The organism is Candidatus Pseudothioglobus sp. uisw_070 (genome assembly GCF_059512545.2).
In genome coordinates this window covers 1,239,541-1,259,845 of sequence record NZ_CM183456.2, presented here as the reverse complement: position 1 = coordinate 1,259,845, position 20,305 = coordinate 1,239,541, and the positions used below count along the sequence as shown (strand labels likewise).

The following is a 20,305-nucleotide window of genomic DNA, read 5'->3' as shown; positions in this document are numbered from 1 at the left end:
TAACCAAATTATACAATAATGAAGCAATCATCCGAAACACTTACTAGTCTATCAAGTATTAACGAGGCATTTATTAAGCCTTTTCCTAACTCAACCAAGGTTTATGTCAAGGGTTCACGTGACGATATTAGAGTCCCAATGAGGCAAATCAAACTCACCGATACCATTGGTGATCTTGCAGAAAAAAATGATCCAGTTCACGTTTATGATACTTCTGGACCTTATACAGACCCTAGTAAAACGATCAGTTATCGAGAGGGGCTTGAGTCACTCCGTTCGAAATGGATAGAAGAGCGTGATGACACCGAGATTCTTGATGGTGTTAGCTCGAAATTTGCAAACGAGAGACTTGGCAATAAAAAACTTGATGAGCTTCGATTTGAACATTTAAAAGCCCCAAGAAAGGCAAAGAAAGGCAAAAATGTTACTCAGATGCACTATGCTAGGAAAGGCATTATTACCCCAGAAATGGAATATATTGCTATTCGAGAAAATTGTCTTTGGCAGGAGTATAAAGATCAAGTTGGGCAACACAAAGGCGAAAGCTTTGGGGCTGCAACTCCTAAAATAATTACCCCTGAATTTGTAAGAGATGAGGTTGCTAGGGGCCGTGCAATTATTCCTAATAATATTAATCATCCAGAAACGGAGCCCATGATTGTTGGTAGAAACTTTCTAGTTAAGATTAATGGAAACATTGGTAATTCAGCTCTAGGCTCTTCAATTGATGAAGAGGTAGGAAAGATGGTTTGGGGAGTTCGATGGGGCTCTGATACTATTATGGATCTTTCTACTGGAAAAAATATTCATGAAACTCGCGAGTGGATTATTCGCAATTCCCCTGTTCCTGTTGGAACTGTTCCTATCTATCAGGCTCTTGAAAAAGTGAAAGGAGTTGCTGAAGACTTAACTTGGGAAGTGTTTAGAGATACCTTAATTGAGCAAGCAGAGCAAGGGGTTGACTACTTTACTATCCATGCTGGCGTGCGTCTTAAGTATGTCCCTCTAACTATGAATAGAGTTACGGGGATTGTATCAAGAGGTGGATCAATTATGGCGAAGTGGTGTCTTGCGCATCATACTGAGAGTTTTCTTTATACGCATTTTGAAGATATCTGTGAAATCATGAAGGCATATGACGTGACCTTTTCTTTAGGCGATGGCCTAAGGCCTGGCTCGATTGCAGATGCTAATGATGCTGCCCAGTTTGGTGAGCTTGAGACCTTAGGTGAATTAACAAAAATAGCTTGGAAGCATGATGTTCAAACTTTTATTGAGGGTCCTGGTCATGTGCCAATGCATATGATTAAAGACAATATGGAAAAGCAGTTGGAAGAGTGCGGAGAAGCGCCTTTCTACACACTTGGCCCACTCACAACTGATATAGCTCCTGGCTATGATCATATTACTTCAGCTATTGGAGCTGCTCAAATTGGCTGGTATGGCTGTGCAATGCTTTGTTATGTAACTCCTAAAGAGCACTTAGGGCTACCAAATCAGGATGATGTTAAAACAGGAATTATTACTTATAAAATTGCAGCGCATGCTGCTGATTTAGCCAAGGGGCATCCTGGGGCTCAAATCAGAGATAATGCTCTTTCAAAAGCTCGTTTTGAATTTAGGTGGGAAGATCAGTTTAATCTTGGTTTAGATCCTGATACTGCTCGAAGTTTTCATGATGAAACCCTTCCAAAACAAGCTGCAAAAACTGCGCACTTTTGTTCGATGTGTGGACCTAAGTTTTGTTCTATGAAGATTTCTCAAGACATTAAAGGTTTAGATGCCAAAGAAGTTAAAAAAATTCAGGAAATTCAAATCGAAATGGATAAAAAGTCTGAAGAATTCTTAGATAATGATAGTGAAATCTACTTAAAAGAGGGTGCTTAAGAGTCTTCTTTAAGTATCTTTAATATACGGTGCAATTGCTTTAAATATTTTAGTCGTTGCGCCGCGATTATTTTCAAAAGTAGTTTTAGCACTTTCTCCAATTAGTTTTCTCTTTTCATCATCTAAAAGCAGTTCAGAAATAGTTTTCATTAACTCTTCAGCGTTACTTACTTGTATAGCAGATCCATCATCTAAAAGCCTCTTCGAGATTTCTTCAAAGTTAAATACGCTTGGACCAAAAATAATAGGTTTTGAAAGTGATGCAGCTTCAAGCATATTTTGACCACCATTATTTGTCAGGCTTCCACCAATAAATGCTATGTCACTTATGTTTAAATAAGACATCATTTCACCCATACTATCTCCAATTAGTATGTCTGTATCTTGCTCACAATGACCAGCTAATGATCTTCTTTTAACATTAAGACCGGTTTCATTAACCATATTAAAAACTTCATTAAATCTTTCTGGGTGCCTTGGTACCATTAAAAGAAGTGCATTGAATTTGCTTTTAAGGGCGAGATAGCTTTTGATTATTTGTAACTCTTCACCTTTTCTTGTGCTGGCAAAAACAACAATTCTTCGATCTCCAGTTATATTTTTTAATGTTTGAATAGTTTTTGAATTACTAGGTTCGTTGGAATCAAACTTTAAGCTTCCGGTAGTAATAATATTATTATTAGCACCAAGTGAGATGAAGCGTTTTGATGAGCTTTCATTCTGAGAACATATTATGCTCAAGCTATTTAGAGTCGAACTAACTAACTTAGGGGAGAATTTGTTATATTTTTTAAAAGACTTTTTTGATAATCTTGCATTAACAAGCATTACTGGAATATTTTTATGTTTAAGTTTAGTAATTAAATTTGGCCATATTTCTGTTTCTAAAAGAATACAAGCAACAGGCTTGATTTTTTTTAGGAATGAACTAACTATAAAAGGGATATCAAAAGGAAAAAAACAATGAATGACTTGGCTTTTATAGTGCTTTTCAACAGCCTCAGATCCTGTAATGGTTGTGGTTGAGATAACAATTTTATGAAGAGGAAATTTAATAAATATCTTGTTAATTAGAGGTTTGGCTGCATTAAACTCTCCAACAGATACGCAATGTAACCATATAACCTTGCCTGAAATTTTAGGCACAAAACCTAATTGATTTTTTAGTTTACGGATCCAATTAGAGTTTTTAGCATCTCTTAATAGGGTCCTTAAAAGAGCAAATGGCAAACTTAGAATAATTAAAACTGTATATATAAATCTATTCATTTGACTATTTCATTATATTTTTTTAATTGAGCTTTTATTTTCATAAATAACACTAAGCCAAAGTCTATGATTAAATAATTCAAATGGAATACTTTTGCTTATCTTGAAGAGGGCTTTAGATAAGAAAAAAGGTATAATAATTGACTGATATTATAGCTTTATCACCTAACTTCTATTGCATCTATTTTGTTTTAGATTGATTCATTTTTTGGTGCAAGCTATTAATTAAATTATTAATCGTATAAATTATGAGATTTGTTGACTCTGCAAGTGTGATGGTTGAAGCTGGTAAAGGTGGCAGAGGTTGCCTCAGCTTTCGCCGTGAAAAATATATTCCAGATGGCGGTCCAGATGGCGGTGATGGCGGTGATGGTGGTAGTATTTTTTTCCGTGGTCAAGAGGGACTTAATACATTAAGCGAATTTCGTTATAACCGGTTATATAGAGCTAAAAATGGCCTACCTGGAGAAGGAAGTGATCGAAGAGGAAAGTCAGCTATTGATATGTATGTTGAAGTACCACTTGGAACTAAAATAATTGACCTCTCAACGGATGAAGTAATCGGCGAAATTACACTTCATAAGCAAGATCTTTTGGTTGCAAAAGGTGGCTTTCATGGGTTAGGTAATGCTCGTTTTAAATCTTCAATTAATCGTGCACCAAGGCAAACTTCACCAGGAACGCCTGGAGAGGTGAGAGAGATTGGATTAGAACTTAATGTAATGGCAGATGTTGGACTTTTGGGTATGCCAAATGCTGGAAAATCGAGCTTAATCAGGCAAATTTCTGGAGCACGACCAAAGGTAGCTGATTATCCTTTTACAACTCTCCACCCAAATCTTGGAGTTGTAAAGGCTGGAAATAATCACTTTGTTATGGCTGATATACCTGGTTTACTTGAAAAAGCAAGCGAAGGTGTAGGTCTTGGGTTTGAATTTCTAAAGCATCTTTCAAGAGCAAAAGCGCTTCTTCACGTGATTGACATCTTGCCAGCGGATGGCTCGGATCCTGCCAGTAACTACTTAACTATTGAGGCTGAGTTAAAAAAATTCGATGACGAGCTTTTTGAAAAACCAAGGTTATTAGCTATTAATAAAATTGACCTTATTCAAGAAGATAAAAGAGATAAGATAATTAAAGATTTTCTTAAAAAAGTCAAATATAAAGGTAATGCGTTTAACATATCTGCTTTAAATGGTATGGGCTGCAAGTCCTTAGTTTTTGGTTTGTATGACCTTATTGAAGAGAAAGATGAAGAAGAATAAATGCTGGGTCGTAAAGATTGGATCTGCCCTCTTAACTAATAATGGAAAAGGGATTGATAAAGACCTAATCTCTGAATGGGTTGAGCAAATTGTTGAACTGCAATCTCATAACATTGATGTTGTTTTGGTTTCTAGTGGCTCAATTGTTGAAGGTATGAAACGACTTGGCTGGAAAGACAAACCAACTGATATTCATAAACTTCAGGCAGCTGCTGCTGTTGGTCAAATGGGGTTAGTCCAGGCTTATGAATATCTATTTGCAAAACATAAAGTACAGACAGCTCAGGTGCTCTTGACTCAAGATAACCTAATTAATACCAAACATTTTGAAAATATCTCTGCAACTCTAGAGAATTTGCTTGAGTTTGGCGCAGTGCCAGTAATCAATGAAAACGATACAGTTGCAACCGAAGAAATAAAATTTGGTGATAATGATACTTTGGCGGCCCTTGTAGCAAATCTTTTAAATGCCGAAAGATTAATTATATTGACAGATCAGCATGGTGTTTTCGATGATGATCCTCGAGTAAATAAGAATGCCAGCTTAATAAAAGAGATTCATTTTGATGATGAAAAATTAGAGCGAGTTGCTGGAAAAACTGGTGGTATTTTAGGTTCTGGAGGAATGTATTCAAAAGTTATGGCTGCAAAGCAAGCCGCAAAATCTAAAACATTTTCTAATATAGCTTGGGGAAGAGAAGAGAGCGTTTTGACAAGAATATACCAAGGAGAAAATATAGGGACACTAATTCATTGTTAGCTTATATCGGCTTAGGTTCAAATTTAAAGGATCCAAAAGTTCAAATAAAAAGAGCCCTTGATTCTCTGAATGATAATAATAAGACTGAACTTATTAATGCATCAAGTTTTTATGAGTCCAAGCCTCTTTTAGATATTCCTGGTCCAAACTATATCAATGCAGTATGTAAGATTGAAACAAAACTGAGTGCTATTAATTTATTAAATCTTTGCCAAGAAATTGAAGATAATCAGCAAAGAGTAAGAGAGTTAAAATGGGGATCAAGAACGATTGATTTAGATATACTTCTTTATGGAGAGCAGGTTATTTCAAACAAACGGTTGTCTATACCCCATCCAGAAGCAATACATAGGGCCTTTGTTTTAGTGCCTTTATTTGAAATAGAGCCTAAAATAAAAGTTCCTTTATTAGGGCCAATAGTAAGTCTACTCGATAGAATTAATAAGTTGGATGTGAAAAAACTATGAAACATTCTGAGTTAAGTGTATTCAAAGACAATGGTCAAAAAATTACATGCCTAACAGCATACGATGCTTCCATGGCTAAGCTTATTGATAGTGCAGGCGTTGATATTATTTTAATTGGTGACTCTCTTGGAATGGTTATTCAGGGCTCTGAAAATACGCGCTCAGTTTCTATGAATGACATGCTTTACCATTCTGCAATTGTTGCAAAAGCTTGTAATCAATCTTTAGTTATTGCAGATATGCCTTTTCATAGTTATGATAATCCTAAAACTGCCTTAGTCAACGCAAAAGAATTGATTGATAGTGGTGCACATATGGTCAAGTTAGAGGGTGGAGTTGAAAATACAGATGTCATTAATGCCCTAGTTTCCAATAATATTAGAGTCTGTGGCCATCTCGGCCTTCAGCCACAATTAGTTGTTGACTCAAGCGGGTATAAAGTTCAAGGTCGAGATGAGGCTGATGCTAAATCAATTCTAGATAATGCAAAGTTGCTCGAATCTATAGGCGTAAGTATTTTAGTGCTTGAGTGTATTCCAAGTAATTTAGCAAAGTTGATAACTAAAAAGCTAAAAATACCTACAATTGGAATTGGAGCTGGAAGGGATTGCGACGGCCAAGTTTTGGTTAGTTATGATATGTTAGGCATAACACTTGGTAGGCAGCCAAGATTTGTTCGTAATTTTTTAAGCTCAGAAAGCAGTATCTCTTCAGCGATTAAAGCCTTTGTTTCGGAGGTAAAAGAAGGAAGTTTTCCTAATAAAAGTGAGAGTTATTAATGAAAATTTTTGAAAGGTCAGGTGATCTTCAGGTTTTTTTAGATACCCACAGAAGTAGTAATAAAAAAGTTGCCCTAGTCCCAACCATGGGAGGTCTTCATGATGGACACTTGAGGCTTGTAGAAAAAGCCCAATCTTTGGCAGATACTGTTGTTGTAAGTGTTTTTGTCAATCCTACCCAGTTTGCTAAAGATGAAGATTTTGACTCATATCCCAAGACTTTTTCTGATGACAAGCTTCTTTTAGAGGGTCAGAGTGTAGACGCCTTATTTATTCCCTCAAAAAAAGAAATATATCCAAATGGAGTCTTGTCAAATTATGATGTGGGTGAAATGGGAGGACTGCTCTGCGGCGCTTCTAGACCAGCACATTTCAATGGAGTGGCGCAAGTCGTAAATTGCTTATTTGATATTGTAAATCCTGATTATTCGGTTTTTGGCGAAAAAGATTATCAACAGCTCTTAATTATTAAATCTCTTGTTGAAAATAATAATTTAAACGTGATGATAGATTCAGTTTCTACTCAAAGAGAGATTGATGGCCTGGCAATGAGCACAAGAAATAAATATCTGGGTAATAAGGACCGACATAAGGCGCCCCTTTTTTATCAGCAACTTAGTAATGCAAAAATGGCTATAGAGCAGGGAGATTCTGTTGAATTCGTTATGGAAAAAACTCTATCTGAGTTAAGAGTTAACTTTGAAGTAGAATATCTTGAAATTCTAAATGCGAATAACCTTACACAAATCGCGACTAACACTTCAGAAATTATTATAATATCCGCTATAAGGTTAGGCGAAACTCGACTAATCGATAATATTGTCTTTAGGAGGCCAAATGTTTAGTATTACTGAAGAAGCAGAAATTTATGTTGCAGACCTTTTTGAGCAGCAAGATGAAAAAGATCTTGGCTTAAAAGTTGACGTTGAAAAAGCCGGCACTCCGGTTGCAACGGTAACATTTAACTTCTGTATCAAGAGCGATCTCCCTGATACTTATAATGAATTTCCTTTTGTGGGTTTTAGTGCTTTTATTGATGAATCTAATAATCAATTTTTAAGTGATTCTCATGTTGCGTTGAAGTTAGATGGCACTAATAAAAAACTTACTATCACTGCTCCTAATGCCAAAGGTGAAGCGCCTAAAGATGATGCTCCTCTTGAGGAAAAGGTCCTGTTTACTATCGTGACTGAAGTAAATCCAAGCTTAGCATCACATGGAGGCTTTGTTGACCTTGTCGAAATCACTAAGAAAAAAGAAGTGATTTTGAATTTTGGAGGGGGCTGTCAAGGATGTAGTTCAGTAAACATGACTCTTAAAGATGGGGTTGAAAAACAACTTAAGGGCTTATATCCAGAAATATCTGCTGTTCTTGATGCAACGGATCACTCCCATAAAGAAAATGCATATATGTAATTCTTGAATGGAAGATATAACTGTTTTCTCGCATTTAGATTGTATAGCAAAAGATAATGGTAAAAACCATCCTGAGAGAAAAGAACGCTTAGAAGTAATACTTGATTCAATTAAAGGTATTAGTCAACTTAATATATCTTTTAAAGACTCTCCATTGGCAGACTTAAAAACTATAAATCTTGTTCACCCCCAATCTTATATTGACGACTTGCTTTCAATGATTCCAATCTCTGGGCTTGTTGGTGTAGAAAAAGAGCCTTATGCTGATACTATTCTTTGTCCTCAAAGTAAAGAGGCAATATTAAGAGCTTGTGGAGCAGGCATTGAGTCAGCTAATGAATTGATGAGTGGATTAACAAAAAGACTCTTTTGTGCAGTACGTCCGCCTGGTCATCACGCAGAAACATCAAGAGCAAATGGATTCTGCTTTATAAACAACGCTGCTGTTACTGCTAGGTATTTACAGAGTAAATTTAATATCAATAAAATAGCGATTATTGATTTTGATGTGCACCATGGCAACGGTACACAGGAAATTTTTTATAATGATAAAAGTGTTTTTTATGGCTCAATTCATCAGCATCCTTTATTTCCTGGAACAGGGGTAGAGGCTGATACCGGAGTAGGTAATATATTTAATGCGCCAATATCTTCAGATACTACTAGAGATAAGTTTATGGAAATATTTGAAACGAAAATTTTAAAAAATGTTGATTTATTTGAGCCAGAAGTAATACTCATTTCTGCTGGCTTTGATGCCCACAAAAGAGATCCTTTAGCGAGCATCAATCTAGAGTCTGAAGATTATTACACTTTGACGCAAAATATTGTAGAAATTGCCAAACGACATAGTAATGGAAGAGTCATTTCTTTTCTTGAAGGTGGTTATGATCTTCAGGCGCTTTCAGAGTGCATTGAAGCCCACTTAGAGGCTCTAAGTAATTAAAGATATGAATGAGTTTGAATTAATACAAAATTACTTTAATTGGCCATTATCTGACTCTACTATTGAATTAGGCATTGGTGATGATGCTGCTATTTTTGATCTTGATTCAGGCTATCAATTAGTTACCTCAACAGATACATTTTCAGAAGGTGTGCACTTTTTTAAAGACACATCTCCTGAAGACATAGCTTATAAATCGTTAGCAGTTAATTTAAGTGATATTGCAGCAATGGGCGCGACAGCAAAATACTTCACACTTGCAATAACTCTTCCTAAATTAGATGAGAATTGGTTGGAGCATTTTTCTAAGTCTCTCAAAGAGGCATCTAAAAAATATAATGTGAGCTTAATTGGAGGTGATACCACTAGAGGTGCTCTTAATATAACTATTACTATGATGGGGGTTGTTGAAAAATCAAAAGCGATTAAGAGATCAGGTGCTATGAGTGGTGACAACATATATCTCTCAGGTGAGATTGGTGATGCTGCTCTCTGTCTAAAAAAAATTAATGAGGGTGAAAAGCCCCATAAAGCAGAAATGATAAGGCTTAATAAACCAATACCAAGACTTGAACTTGGTATCGCTATAAAGGGAATAGCAAGCTCATGTATCGATATATCTGATGGGCTTGAGCAAGATTTATCTCATATCATAAAAGCCTCAAAAGTAGGGGCAATGATTGATATTCAAAAACTCCCCTTAAGCCAATCAATGGCTAATTATATCGCAGATAATGATGATTGGTCATTAGCAGTTTGTGGAGGTGATGACTATGAATTATGCTTTACAGCGCCAGAAAGTTTAAATTCAGAAATAATGAAAATAGCTGAAATTTGTAAAATAAGAGTTACAAAGATAGGGGTTATTAATGACTCAAAGAAACTAAAAATTAAAGGCTATGATGGCCAGGGCAAATCATATCAGCACTTCTAAAGATTTACTAAATTTCTTTTCTTTCTTCTACCGTCTTACAGTCAATACATTGATCAGCAGTTGGTCGAGCCTCTAAGCGATTGAGGGCAATTTCGATACCACAAGTTTTGCAATATCCATAGTCACCAGTATCTATCAAATGAAGTGTCTTATCAATTTTATTGATAAGTTTTCTTTCACGATCCCTAGTTCTTAACTCAAGCGCAAACTCTTCTTCAATAGTAGCTCTGTCATTAATATCAGCAACTGGAGTGGAGTCTTCTTGGATGTGATTAATAGTCGTTTCGGCCTCGAAAACTAATTGCTCTCTCCAGACATTAAGCTTATGGATAAAGTGCTTAAGCTGACCGGCTGACATAAAGTCTTCACTCTTTTTTGGAATGTAAGCTGGGATTTCATCAAAGTTTGGTTCAGAAGTCATTTGAGTTAGTTGTGTAAAAAAAGATAGTTTTTACCAAAAATTGCTTAAAATAGCAATGATTTTTTTTCAAATTGGCCTATTTAATTATATTTATTATGACTCTTAAAGCAATAATATTTGATGTGGATGGAACGATTGCTAATACAGAGCATGATGGTCACCTTAAAGCATTTAATGAGGCTTTTGATTTTTATGAGCTAGATTGGTATTGGGATAGCGCTTTGTACGGGGCACTGTTATCAGTAAGTGGAGGTAAAGAAAGATTGTCTTTCTATATTAATAACTATAATCCAAAACTAAAATGGTCGTTAAGCGAGAGTGATATCGTTAATATCCATAATAAAAAAACTGAGATTTTTATTAACAAAATATCTGCAGGTTTTATTTCACTGCGTATTGGCGTTGAAAGGCTTATTAATGATGCTCTTAACCATAACTTGAAGTTAGCAATAGCAACTACAACCTCATTTAATAATGTTAAGGCGATTCTTGAGTCAACTCTTGGAAAGGGTGCGTTAGAAAATTTTGAAGTTGTAGTGGCTGGCGATATTGTTGATAAAAAAAAGCCAGCTTCTGATATTTATGATTATGTTCTTGATAAAATGAATTTTGAATGCAGCGAATGTGTTGTTATTGAGGACTCAGAAATTGGTTTTCAGTCAGCAACTTCTGCAGGTCTAAAGACAGTTATTACTCTTAGCGAGTATACTAATACGAAAAACTTTAAGGGTGCTTTAGTTGTTCTTGACCATTTAGGTGAAGACGATCAACCTTTTCAGATAGTAAATGGAACGCCAACCACTCATACACTGGTAAGCGTAGATTATATAAAGGAGCTCTATGAGTGCAATCGTTAAGTTGGCTGACAACAGTTCTGTATATGAAGTTGCTAAAGTGTCGCCTCTGTCAATTGCAACGCAATTGAGTAAAAAATTTGCTAACCAAGTTTACTTAAAACGCGAAGATGATCAGATTATTCACTCATTTAAACTTCGTGGTGCTTATCAAAAAATGAGCTCAATGAGCGATGAGCAGAAAGCCAAAGGCGTAATCGCCTCATCTGCTGGAAATCATGCGCAAGGAGTTGCTCTTGGTGCGAGCAAATTAAGCATAAAGGCAACAATCGTTATGCCTACTAGCACACCACAGATTAAAGTTCGAGCAGTTCAAGAATTAGGAGCAGAAGTTATTCTTTTTGGAGATGTCTATGATGATGCATTTGTCCATGCTAAAAAGCTAGTATCTGAGAAAGATTTATGTTTTATAAGTCCTTATGATGATTTTGAGGTTATTGCAGGACAGGCAACTGTTGCAAAAGAAATCTTAGCTCAGCTTGATCAAATAGACTATGTCTTCTCTCCTGTTGGTGGTGGTGGACTTATCTCGGGAATGGCAAGCTATATTAAGCATTATGCTCCACACATTAAAGTAATCGGAGTTGAGCCAGTTGACTCACCGACCCTTTTTAAAGCATTAGAGGCTAATGAAAGAGTTGTGCTTGACGATGTTGGGCGTTTTGCTGATGGCGTTGCTGTCAAACAAATTGGTGAACTTCCATTTGAGATTGCAAAAGAATGTGTTGATGATGTCATTTTGGTTAGCAACGATGAAATGTGCGCCGCTATTAAAGATATCTATGAGGACGTTCGTTCAATCTCAGAGCCCGCAGGAGCTCTTGCAACAGCAGGTGTTAAAAAATATATCCTAGAGCATGGCCTTAAAAATAAAAATATTGTTTCAATTGTATCTGGCTCTAATGTCAACTTTGATAGACTTAGGTATATTGCCGAAAGAGCTGACTTAGGTGAAGTTAATGAGGCTATAGTTGCTGTTACTATTCCCGAAGAGCCAGGTAGCTTTTTAAGGTTTTGTGAGTTATTAGATAACAATGCAGTTACTGAGTTTAATTATCGATATTCTGCAAAGAAAGATGCGCATATTTTTGTAGGCGTCAAGCTAACTAAAGGTGAATCTGAAAAACAAGCACTTATTGCAAGACTAAGTAACTCTTTTGAAGTATTTGATATGAGTGATAACTCAATGGCAATAACTCACATTAGATACATGGTTGGTGGTCATGCTAATGCAGAAAATGAGGTTATCTACAGATTTGAATTTCCAGAGCGACCAGGTGCACTTTTAAGTTTTCTTAAAAAAGTTAAGACAGAATGGAATATCTCTCTTTTTCATTATCGCAATCATGGCGCGGACTATGGAAGGGTTTTAATTGGACTTCAGGTCGAGGATATCAAAGAGCTAGAGTCAAAGTTTGATGAGCTTGGGTATTACTATAAAAACGAAACCGATAATAAAGCCTATCAGTATTTCCTTTAACAGACTTAGTCGTGATGATATCGACTCTATAGTATTAATAGAGCAACAAAATTCTCATAATCCTTGGTCTAAAAATCAGCTTATTGAGAGTATTCTAAATCCAGTTAATTTATGCTACTCAATTAGTATTAAAAATCAAATTATTGGTTTTTTGATGGCTATGCCCGCACTCGATACTGCTGATATCTTAAATATTAGTATCAATAAAGCTTGTCAAGGAAAAGGCTATGGTAATAAACTACTTCATTATCTTATTAAAGAGCTTAAAGATAGAATGATTAGTCAGATTATGTTAGAGGTAAGAGTGAGTAATCAGACCGCCATCGCTTTTTACTTGAGACATGGATTTGAGGAGATTTCACTAAGAAAAAATTACTATATGAATAACTCAAAACACCCAAATCAGAAAGAAGACGGTATAATAATGCGTCTTAAATTCTAAACAAAAAAATCTTAATGACCTATAAAAATATCACAGTTCCAACTACTGGAGAGGCAATCTCAATAAAGGATAACGTGCTCGTTGTTCCTAATAAACCAATCGTTACCTATATAGAGGGTGATGGAATTGGTGTTGATATTACTCCTGTAATGCTCGATGTTGTTAATGCTGTTGTCAAAAAAGCATATAACGGCGAAAGAGAGATTCAGTGGATGGAGATTTTTGCAGGTGAAAAAGCAGACAGCATCTATGGTGAGTACTTGCCAGAGGAGACAGTGGATGCAATCAAAGAATTTGTAGTTAATATAAAAGGGCCATTAACGACACCAGTTGGCGGCGGCATGAGGTCACTTAATGTTGCGATAAGGCAGATTTTAGATCTCTATATTTGTCTTCGCCCTGTCCAGTATTTTGATGGAACTCCATCACCAGTTAAGACGCCTGAAAAGATTGATATGGTGATCTTTAGAGAGAACTCTGAGGATATCTATGCGGGCATTGAATTTCCGCAAGGTTCAAAGGAAGTAAAGAAAGTCATTGAGTTTCTTCAAAAAGAGATGGGTGCAACTAAAATTCGTTTTCCTGAAACATCTGGTATCGGTATTAAGCCTGTATCAATAGAGGGAACTTCAAGGCTCGTAAGAGCTGCTATTCAGTACGCGATTGATAATGATAAGCCATCTGTGACAATTGTCCATAAAGGCAATATTATGAAGTTTACAGAGGGGTTATTTAGAGATTGTGCTTATCAGCTTGCTAAAGATGAGTTTGGTGCAAAAGAAATTGATGGTGGCCCTTGGTGTAGCTTTACTAATCCAAATACGGGTAAAGAAATCATTATTAAAGACTCAATTGCTGATGCGTTTCTACAGCAAATACTTTTAAGGCCTGATGAGTATTCAGTTATCGCAACTTTAAATCTTAATGGTGACTATATATCTGATGCTCTAGCAGCCCAGGTAGGTGGTATTGGTATTGCTCCTGGAGCGAACCTTTCTGATGATATTTCAGTGTTTGAGGCTACTCATGGTACTGCTCCTAAATACGCGGGTCAAAACAAGGTAAATCCTGGGTCTATGATTTTATCTGCAGAGATGATGCTTAGACATATGGGGTGGACAGAGGCTGCTGATTTGATACTTCATGCAATGGCTAAAACAATTCAAAAAAGAACGGTTACATATGACTTAGAGAGGCTTATAGATGGAGCTACTTTACTATCTTGTTCTGAGTTTGGAGAGGCTCTAAAGGATTCAATAAAATAAGTTCAAAAATAAATCGACAAGTTGAGGCTATAAAAGCAAAGATTTGATTGACTCAAAATTCATAGCTCGTTATAATCTCACGCTATTCCCTGATAGCTCAGTTGGTAGAGCAACGGACTGTTAATCCGTGTGTCCCTGTTCTAGTTTGAGCCATTAGCCAGCTTACGTAAGGACTTCCTAAGGGTAGTCCTTTTTTTTCGACTAATAATCTTCGTATTTCGTGCAATTTTCGTGCACTTAACTGGAGAATTGACAATGTCGAGCATACAAAAGATTACCAACTTAAAAGGTATTTCATACCGAGTCTATATTCGTAGAAAAGGGCTTAAATCAATTACCAAAACTTTTCCTTCTAAGAGTCTAGCTTCGCAGTTTGTTTCAAAGATGGAAGTTGATCGACAATTACAGTCTATTTTTAGAGGTAATAATAGTAAGATTACTTTTAGTGAGCTATTAGTTGATTATTTAAAACATGGTTTCAAAGGTAAGAGTTTAGCCGATCAAAAAAGCAAGCTAAATTATTGGGAAAACCTCATTGGAAGTGAGCAGCTAATGTATATCAGTAAACATGATATTACTAATGGTTTACATAACCTACCAAGCAAGCTTGCAAATGCTACTATTAATCGATACAAAGCAGCTATATCCGTGGTATTTTCTTATGCTTGTAGAGAGCATGACTTACCAGAAAACCCTGTCCGCAAAATCCCCTCTCTGCCAGAGAATAATGAGCGAATAAGGTTCTTATCCGAAGCTGAAAGAACGCGTCTATTTAGCTCTTCTAGAGCCTCTCAGTGGGATAAATTGTACCTATTAGTACTACTTGCTATAACGACTGGAGCACGCAAGGGAGAACTTACTAAACTGAGGTGGAATAACATCGATTTTGACAGAAGAACGGCTTATGTCTCTACCACTAAAAATGGTCAGCCTAAGGTTCTGCCTTTGACTAATTCGGTTATTAAAGAGCTACGCCTATTTGATACCAAAGATAGTAGTCTCATCTTTGCCTCTAAGATTAAAGAAGAGGTTGCTTATTGCTTTACAAAGCCTTGGAAGAAGGCTCTCGAGGATGCCGAAATTAAGGACTTTAGATTCCACGACCTTCGTCATTCCTGTGCTTCCTATTTAGCTCAATCTGGGGCATCTCTCTTGGAGATAGCAGATGTCTTGGGGCATAAACAAATCAGTGTTACTAAGCGTTATGCTCATCTATGTATTGAGCATAAGTCCAGTCTTATTAATCGAGTGATGGGTGGTATTTAAATACATAATGAACTACAATAAGTTAATGTCGAAATTAATATTATCATTATCATTAATACTATCTCTCGGATTTACGAGTACTAGTGTTGCAGATGGTCAACTATCAGAGCATCTCCACGATATTGATTATTCTGGGCTAAGTGATGCATCAGTTTGCAGCTGGTTTGATGTTGTGCCTGTTCCAGAGGATTATATTAATGAAGCTAAGAAGAGGGGATTAACTTGTAATGGTAAGAAATATTCCACAAATAACGAGACAAATAAATCTGCAAGTAATCAAGAAGCTGAACAAAATATTAAAATTCCAAATGGGGCTATAGCAGCTGGAGGTACTCGTTGGTATTGTAAAGATGACTTCTACAGAAACAAAAGTAAAACCGCTTGCATTAAAGTTCCAAAAAATGCTAGAAAAATATCTGTTTCAAACTTTAAATGTAATTCTGGTTATGAGACAAGTTCGGCATTTCCTCCAACATGTATAGAATCAAATGCAGATTCAGATTCAGGCTCAGGTGGAACGGCTGTAACTAAACTTCCTTTGAACAAGAGTTATCTTCATAACGGATATGCTTGTTTAAAAACTTACAGAAGAAGTGGCTCAAAATGTATTTATAAAACAGTAGTCCCTGCTAATGCCTATGCATCTAGTGCTTCTATTGGTTGGAGTTGTATTAATGGATATCAACAAATTGGCAATAAATGCGTTGATACAAATATACCTCAACATGCTTATATATCAAGTGCTCCAAATGGCTGGAGTTGTTTTAGTGGTTACTATGAAAAAAATCAAGATTGTTTAAAACTTCCTAGGAACGCGATGACTAAATCATGGGGTGAGGGGTTTACTTGTATTTCAGGATTCAAAATAAGTGGTGATAGTTGTGTTAAAGAGATTTCAATACCTCCAAATGCTTATGCTTCAGGCTCAGGCTGGAACTGTAATCCAGGCTTTGAAAAAAGTGGCAATTCTTGCATAGAAGCAAAAGACGATACAATATATAGGGCAGGATCTGGAACAGGTTTTGCAACGACTTTTGATGGGCATATCTTAACTAATCATCATGTCATTGATGGATGCTCTGAAGTAACGGTTCATAACAAAGGTAGATCATATATAACAACAGTTATCTCTCAAGATCCCAAAAATGATTTAGCAATTCTTATCAGTGATTTTAAGCCATCGAAAATTTACACTCTAAGTACAGAGGTTTACTTATCAGATGATATTTATGCAGCTGGCTTTCCTTTTGGCAAAAGAATTAGTTCGTCTATAACTGTTAATAGAGGGATTATTAGTGCTTTGATGGGTCCTGGTGATGACATATCTAAATTTCAAATAGATGCAGATATAAACAGTGGCAATAGTGGAGGTCCAATAGTTGATACAAAAGGAAATGCAATAGGTATTGCTGTTAGTAAGCTTAATAGAGAAAAAGCACTCGAAGAATTGGGCTCAGTCCCAGAAGGTTTTAATTTTGCTGTTAATTCCATGATGGCGATTGGTTTATTCAGAAGCCAAGGTATAGATCTTCAAGTACAGAATAATAGCGAGCTTTCTGTTAAAGATAGGAATGATTTATTTAATCAAGGAACTTTTTACCTTGCTTGTGGAATGACAACAGCGCAGTATGAAAAAATGGCTAAAACAGATAAGGTGATGTTTACAAGAGAAGTTTTTTTTAGTGATTTCCAGGGTAATTAATTTCAGAATAGACTGCACTATTTAAAATTATGAATTTATTTAAAATAATTATTAATTTTGTCCCTAATATTCTATCTATTCCTTTTTTAATAGGATCTTTTTTATATTTTATTTTAATGCCAGATATAACCTATTACGCATTAGGCATCTATCTTGATATTTGGCTTCCAATATTACGAACCTTCTGGGGCTATCCTATTTTATTTATTTTATTATGTATTCCAATTGTTAACTTAGCCTTAATATGGCTACTAATACTCCAATCCTTTTGGGTTCTTCTTAAGTTTCTTGTAGGTGTTTATTATCCAAGAGATGAGCTTCTAGGCTTTGTTACTATGTATCCAGCAACTGTAATAATCATTACATATACCGTTTCATTTTTTCTTTCGAGAAGAGAGAGATAGAAATAATAGTAGTAAGAGTTTTTGCATATGTTTTAAGAGTTAAATATATAGCGAACAATCAAAGTCAAGAGGAGAGTTACTTTGATGTGAGAGTGCTCGCTACCTGTCAATAAACTAACCTCACTTTAGCCTTAGGAGAATGCTTTAATAGCTTCAATTCTAGGCTTGCAAAATAACTGCTTTATGTCTTCTTGATGAATTTATGGTGTAGATTGAGCTGTATTGGTAGGTAGTGAGTAGTATTTAATTAAAAAATAAACTACAATAAGTTTGTGAAGAAACTACTCCTACTTTTAGTTCTATCTTTTGTCTTAATTGGCTCAGCTTACTCAAAATCTAATATCCCACTACCAACTAACCAAGATTTTATAGCTGGAATATCTCAGTTGACATCAGCTCTAAAGAAGACACCCTATTATTTAGAACTAAAACATGCAGAACTAGAAGCAGAACAAAAATTAGAATTGCTACTTGAGCAATATGACATAACGATTGATGAAGAAGAAAAATATGCAATAGATGTATTAATAAATAAAGAGTTGGAAAATTTAGCCAACATATATGTGAATCTTTATTGGGGTTTAGAGCTTTCTCCTAGAGATTACGGATTGTTTAAAAATCATCTAATTTTTACAGTAACTAGTTATTCCTTAGAACTAGAATGGATGCTATTGCCGGGTCCTGCGACTGGTGGTCTTTTCTATACTGACGGTAAATCAATAAACTACCTTTATGGTAAATCAAGAGCAAGTAGTTTGGAGCGTTTATTAAGGCATGAGAAGTTTCAATTTGAAACCGCTAATCCTTCAAATTTAGCATATTTTGTATCAGCTGTATTGCTGAGAAATGGCAATAGTGGTGCCGGAGTAATAGATGATATAAGAGATATTTTTAGGTCCAATGGATACGAAGTTAGGATTGAAAATCCAAAACTGAATCAAAAAGGTTCTAATGCTGAGAGAGTGGAAGATGTTTATGCTGCTCATGCTGCTGTAACTCAATTAAATGATACAAAAGCTACTGCTGGGTTAACAGCTGCTGAACTTGCCGCCCAAAAAATGACGGCTGAAATTATAAAAACAAGGGCAATTGAGGCGGTTTTTTCGGACTATAGATATGGTGGATTTACTTCTGAAGAGGTTGAAACCTTGTCACATGATGAATTGGTAAAGATAGCAAAAGAAAAAGGACATGAGTCCCTGTCAGGGATTATTAAGCCTACTTTAACGAAATTGGGTAGTAATTGGATTCTAGAGTTTACAACTCTGGATGGATGGATGCATGATACAAGCAGACTTTCGCTTAATCAAATTACATTCACGCCTGATAATCAAATTACATTGTTACCTAGTTATAAAATATCAACAGTAAGGAAAACTTTGAACAGCGAAGTATATGATGTCATACCACTGATACATTACTAATGAAAAAACTGATTAGTAGTTAACTATTAAGGAGATTTATTAAAAGTGAAATCTATAGAATTTAATGGACAATTTTATAATGATGACAGAATGTTTGTTTTGTATCTTGCACCATGTACTGCATCGGAAGATAGCGAAAGTTTTTCATATGAAATTTTTCATGAAACACCTCCATTGCAACATTTATGGGGCGTTGTTACTTATAGAAATACACAACGATATCCAGCTGTTAAGGTTAATGCCTTTAATTCAAAAAAGGAAGCGGAGCAGTTTAAAGCAAGAATTGAACCAGACTGTCCCTTAACAAGCTTAAATGGCAACGCCAAACAATTTAAAGATTATGAAATGTTTCAAAGCTGGAAAAGAGAGCAAGACTTTCAAGAATATGATTACCAAAAAATGTATTCATCAGGAGGAAGCAACCCATCAGAAACGATGATAATGCCTAAATAATATGACGAAACTAATTACAGCTCTATCCATATTGATTTTCATTGTAGGTGGTTACTTACTGAGCCAACACATTTTTTCGATATTTGTTGGGGGAGAGGGCTTGTTTATTTGGCTAACAATGGTATGCGGCTCTATTTGGCTTGGTCGTCAGAATAAAGATGGCATATATAGGTTATTAAAAGACATTCATCAAAGCAACCTAGATGATATTGAAAGACAAGAATTAGAAGATCAACAACAAGAAAACTATTAAATGAAAAAACTAGGGGATTTAGAACTTTAATTTCTTAATTAACTTCATCTAATCTTTCTCTAATCAACTCCTAATCTTCATTTAGGCTTCATATTTGAAGCCTAGAATGAACCACATGATCATTAGAAAACCATCACACTGGGAGAAACTACTTGCCGTAGTTGTTGGTCTCTCACTCGGAATTCTTATCTCAACTGCTGCCAATGCCGACCTAGATGAAGCTGTTGCTTATGCTGAAGCTGGTGATGTAAAAAAAGGACAGATGGAGCTTGTCAATATTGCCCAAAGAGCAATGGATGGAAACCCTAAGGCTATGTGTGAGTTTGGCACTATGTACAAAAAAGAAGGTTACTGGATTGTTCAGAGTGATGAAGATGCTGCTAAGTGGTGGCTTAAGTCTGCTGAATTAGGATATGCTCCTTGTCAGTTTGGTATAGGCTCTGCTTATCTTGTTGGCTCAGGCATAGAGAAAGATTTAACAAAAGCAAAGTACTGGCTAGAAAAAGCTATTGATAGCACTAATGAAAGGTATGCGCAGGCATCATACTTTCTTTATCACACTCACGAACTGGCTAAATATTAATGGATAAGATTACTCTAACTAAAGAATGGATTAAA

At 35.8% G+C, this 20,305-nt stretch carries 22 protein-coding genes; 20 read left to right on the top strand and 2 right to left on the bottom strand.

Features of this window, described 5'->3' with window-relative positions; all coding sequences use genetic code 11:
* The first annotated feature begins 18 nt into the window (after positions 1–18).
* Positions 19–1,887, top strand: coding sequence for a phosphomethylpyrimidine synthase ThiC (thiC, locus tag AC5YGD_RS06295; RefSeq protein ID WP_271540988.1), 1,869 nt, complete (start codon positions 19–21; stop codon positions 1,885–1,887).
* A 9-nt stretch (positions 1,888–1,896) separates the two neighbouring features.
* On the opposite strand, the gene AC5YGD_RS06290 is transcribed toward thiC, so the two are convergent.
* Positions 1,897–3,156 carry a glycosyltransferase N-terminal domain-containing protein gene (locus tag AC5YGD_RS06290; RefSeq protein WP_496141142.1) on the bottom strand — a complete coding sequence of 420 codons (1,260 nt, stop codon included), beginning with the start codon at positions 3,154–3,156 and terminating at the stop codon, positions 1,897–1,899.
* Positions 3,157–3,404: 248 nt separating this feature from the next.
* Between AC5YGD_RS06290 and cgtA the strand changes: the two genes are divergently transcribed.
* Genes cgtA through thiL form a run of 8 tightly spaced genes read left to right on the top strand, consistent with a single transcriptional unit; the run spans position 3,405 to position 9,723 of the window.
* Positions 3,405–4,421: an Obg family GTPase CgtA gene (cgtA, locus tag AC5YGD_RS06285; RefSeq protein ID WP_496141141.1), complete on the top strand. Its 1,017-nt coding sequence runs from the start codon at positions 3,405–3,407 to the stop codon at positions 4,419–4,421.
* Entirely contained in the window at positions 4,408–5,181 is a 774-nt protein-coding gene (gene proB, locus AC5YGD_RS06280; protein WP_496141140.1) for a glutamate 5-kinase, read from the top strand. The genes cgtA and proB overlap by 14 nt, the downstream gene beginning before the upstream one ends.
* Positions 5,175–5,648 (top strand): 2-amino-4-hydroxy-6-hydroxymethyldihydropteridine diphosphokinase, encoded by a 474-nt coding sequence (gene folK / locus AC5YGD_RS06275; protein WP_496141139.1) that lies wholly within the window; start codon positions 5,175–5,177, stop codon positions 5,646–5,648. The genes proB and folK overlap by 7 nt, the downstream gene beginning before the upstream one ends.
* Positions 5,645–6,427, top strand: a complete 783-nt coding sequence (gene panB / locus AC5YGD_RS06270) for a 3-methyl-2-oxobutanoate hydroxymethyltransferase (RefSeq protein WP_496141138.1) — start codon at positions 5,645–5,647, stop codon at positions 6,425–6,427. Before folK ends, panB begins: the two co-directional genes overlap by 4 nt.
* The gene (panC, locus tag AC5YGD_RS06265) at positions 6,427–7,272 is read left to right on the top strand and encodes a pantoate--beta-alanine ligase (RefSeq protein ID WP_496141137.1); all 846 of its coding nucleotides are present in this window, start codon (positions 6,427–6,429) and stop codon (positions 7,270–7,272) included. The genes panB and panC overlap by 1 nt, the downstream gene beginning before the upstream one ends.
* Positions 7,265–7,843, top strand: coding sequence for an NfuA family Fe-S biogenesis protein (locus tag AC5YGD_RS06260; protein WP_271558583.1), 579 nt, complete (start codon positions 7,265–7,267; stop codon positions 7,841–7,843). Before panC ends, AC5YGD_RS06260 begins: the two co-directional genes overlap by 8 nt.
* A 7-nt stretch (positions 7,844–7,850) precedes the next feature.
* Positions 7,851–8,789: a histone deacetylase family protein gene (locus AC5YGD_RS06255; protein WP_496141136.1), complete on the top strand. Its 939-nt coding sequence runs from the start codon at positions 7,851–7,853 to the stop codon at positions 8,787–8,789.
* Between the two features lie 4 nt (positions 8,790–8,793).
* Positions 8,794–9,723 carry a thiamine-phosphate kinase gene (thiL, locus tag AC5YGD_RS06250; RefSeq protein WP_496141135.1) on the top strand — a complete coding sequence of 310 codons (930 nt, stop codon included), beginning with the start codon at positions 8,794–8,796 and terminating at the stop codon, positions 9,721–9,723.
* Positions 9,724–9,730: 7 nt separating this feature from the next.
* Here thiL and dksA read toward each other — a convergent pair whose 3' ends face one another.
* Complete coding sequence (gene dksA / locus AC5YGD_RS06245) at positions 9,731–10,144, bottom strand: RNA polymerase-binding protein DksA (RefSeq protein ID WP_271558586.1); 414 nt, start codon at positions 10,142–10,144, stop codon at positions 9,731–9,733.
* 95 nt (positions 10,145–10,239) lie between these two features.
* Here dksA and AC5YGD_RS06240 point away from each other — a divergent pair, with 95 nt between their 5' ends.
* From AC5YGD_RS06240 to AC5YGD_RS06190, 11 genes are all read left to right on the top strand, one after another.
* Entirely contained in the window at positions 10,240–11,001 is a 762-nt protein-coding gene (locus tag AC5YGD_RS06240; RefSeq protein ID WP_496141134.1) for an HAD-IA family hydrolase, read from the top strand.
* Complete coding sequence (ilvA, locus tag AC5YGD_RS06235) at positions 10,985–12,478, top strand: threonine ammonia-lyase, biosynthetic (RefSeq protein WP_496141133.1); 1,494 nt, start codon at positions 10,985–10,987, stop codon at positions 12,476–12,478. The genes AC5YGD_RS06240 and ilvA overlap by 17 nt, the downstream gene beginning before the upstream one ends.
* Positions 12,417–12,920: a ribosomal protein S18-alanine N-acetyltransferase gene (gene rimI, locus AC5YGD_RS06230; RefSeq protein ID WP_496141132.1), complete on the top strand. Its 504-nt coding sequence runs from the start codon at positions 12,417–12,419 to the stop codon at positions 12,918–12,920. Before ilvA ends, rimI begins: the two co-directional genes overlap by 62 nt.
* A gap of 14 nt (positions 12,921–12,934) precedes the next feature.
* On the top strand, positions 12,935–14,185 hold the full coding sequence (gene icd / locus AC5YGD_RS06225; RefSeq protein ID WP_271558590.1) for an NADP-dependent isocitrate dehydrogenase: 1,251 nt from the start codon (positions 12,935–12,937) through the stop codon (positions 14,183–14,185).
* Between the two features lie 255 nt (positions 14,186–14,440).
* Positions 14,441–15,451: a tyrosine-type recombinase/integrase gene (locus AC5YGD_RS06220; protein WP_496141131.1), complete on the top strand. Its 1,011-nt coding sequence runs from the start codon at positions 14,441–14,443 to the stop codon at positions 15,449–15,451.
* 25 nt (positions 15,452–15,476) lie between these two features.
* The gene (locus tag AC5YGD_RS06215; RefSeq protein ID WP_496141130.1) at positions 15,477–17,153 is read left to right on the top strand and encodes a trypsin-like peptidase domain-containing protein; all 1,677 of its coding nucleotides are present in this window, start codon (positions 15,477–15,479) and stop codon (positions 17,151–17,153) included.
* A gap of 29 nt (positions 17,154–17,182) precedes the next feature.
* On the top strand, positions 17,183–17,557 hold the full coding sequence (locus AC5YGD_RS06210) for a hypothetical protein (protein WP_496141129.1): 375 nt from the start codon (positions 17,183–17,185) through the stop codon (positions 17,555–17,557).
* A gap of 272 nt (positions 17,558–17,829) precedes the next feature.
* Entirely contained in the window at positions 17,830–18,981 is a 1,152-nt protein-coding gene (locus AC5YGD_RS06205; protein WP_496141128.1) for a hypothetical protein, read from the top strand.
* Between the two features lie 45 nt (positions 18,982–19,026).
* Positions 19,027–19,434, top strand: a complete 408-nt coding sequence (locus tag AC5YGD_RS06200; protein ID WP_496141127.1) for a hypothetical protein — start codon at positions 19,027–19,029, stop codon at positions 19,432–19,434.
* A gap of 1 nt (position 19,435) precedes the next feature.
* The gene (locus AC5YGD_RS06195) at positions 19,436–19,687 is read left to right on the top strand and encodes a hypothetical protein (RefSeq protein ID WP_496141126.1); all 252 of its coding nucleotides are present in this window, start codon (positions 19,436–19,438) and stop codon (positions 19,685–19,687) included.
* 115 nt (positions 19,688–19,802) lie between these two features.
* The gene (locus AC5YGD_RS06190; RefSeq protein WP_502319131.1) at positions 19,803–20,270 is read left to right on the top strand and encodes a tetratricopeptide repeat protein; all 468 of its coding nucleotides are present in this window, start codon (positions 19,803–19,805) and stop codon (positions 20,268–20,270) included.
* Positions 20,271–20,305 lie beyond the last annotated feature (35 nt).

Coding starts and splice junctions, on each gene's coding strand:
- thiC (WP_271540988.1), top strand. CDS start 19: ATGAAGCAATCATCCGAAACACTTACTAGTCTATCAAGTATTAACGAG.
- AC5YGD_RS06290 (WP_496141142.1), bottom strand. CDS start 3,156: ATGAATAGATTTATATATACAGTTTTAATTATTCTAAGTTTGCCATTT.
- cgtA (WP_496141141.1), top strand. CDS start 3,405: ATGAGATTTGTTGACTCTGCAAGTGTGATGGTTGAAGCTGGTAAAGGT.
- proB (WP_496141140.1), top strand. CDS start 4,408: ATGAAGAAGAATAAATGCTGGGTCGTAAAGATTGGATCTGCCCTCTTA.
- panB (WP_496141138.1), top strand. CDS start 5,645: ATGAAACATTCTGAGTTAAGTGTATTCAAAGACAATGGTCAAAAAATT.
- panC (WP_496141137.1), top strand. CDS start 6,427: ATGAAAATTTTTGAAAGGTCAGGTGATCTTCAGGTTTTTTTAGATACC.
- AC5YGD_RS06260 (WP_271558583.1), top strand. CDS start 7,265: ATGTTTAGTATTACTGAAGAAGCAGAAATTTATGTTGCAGACCTTTTT.
- AC5YGD_RS06255 (WP_496141136.1), top strand. CDS start 7,851: ATGGAAGATATAACTGTTTTCTCGCATTTAGATTGTATAGCAAAAGAT.
- thiL (WP_496141135.1), top strand. CDS start 8,794: ATGAATGAGTTTGAATTAATACAAAATTACTTTAATTGGCCATTATCT.
- dksA (WP_271558586.1), bottom strand. CDS start 10,144: ATGACTTCTGAACCAAACTTTGATGAAATCCCAGCTTACATTCCAAAA.
- AC5YGD_RS06240 (WP_496141134.1), top strand. CDS start 10,240: ATGACTCTTAAAGCAATAATATTTGATGTGGATGGAACGATTGCTAAT.
- ilvA (WP_496141133.1), top strand. CDS start 10,985: ATGAGTGCAATCGTTAAGTTGGCTGACAACAGTTCTGTATATGAAGTT.
- rimI (WP_496141132.1), top strand. CDS start 12,417: ATGAGCTTGGGTATTACTATAAAAACGAAACCGATAATAAAGCCTATC.
- icd (WP_271558590.1), top strand. CDS start 12,935: ATGACCTATAAAAATATCACAGTTCCAACTACTGGAGAGGCAATCTCA.
- AC5YGD_RS06220 (WP_496141131.1), top strand. CDS start 14,441: ATGTCGAGCATACAAAAGATTACCAACTTAAAAGGTATTTCATACCGA.
- AC5YGD_RS06215 (WP_496141130.1), top strand. CDS start 15,477: ATGTCGAAATTAATATTATCATTATCATTAATACTATCTCTCGGATTT.
- AC5YGD_RS06210 (WP_496141129.1), top strand. CDS start 17,183: ATGAATTTATTTAAAATAATTATTAATTTTGTCCCTAATATTCTATCT.
- AC5YGD_RS06195 (WP_496141126.1), top strand. CDS start 19,436: ATGACGAAACTAATTACAGCTCTATCCATATTGATTTTCATTGTAGGT.
- AC5YGD_RS06190 (WP_502319131.1), top strand. CDS start 19,803: ATGATCATTAGAAAACCATCACACTGGGAGAAACTACTTGCCGTAGTT.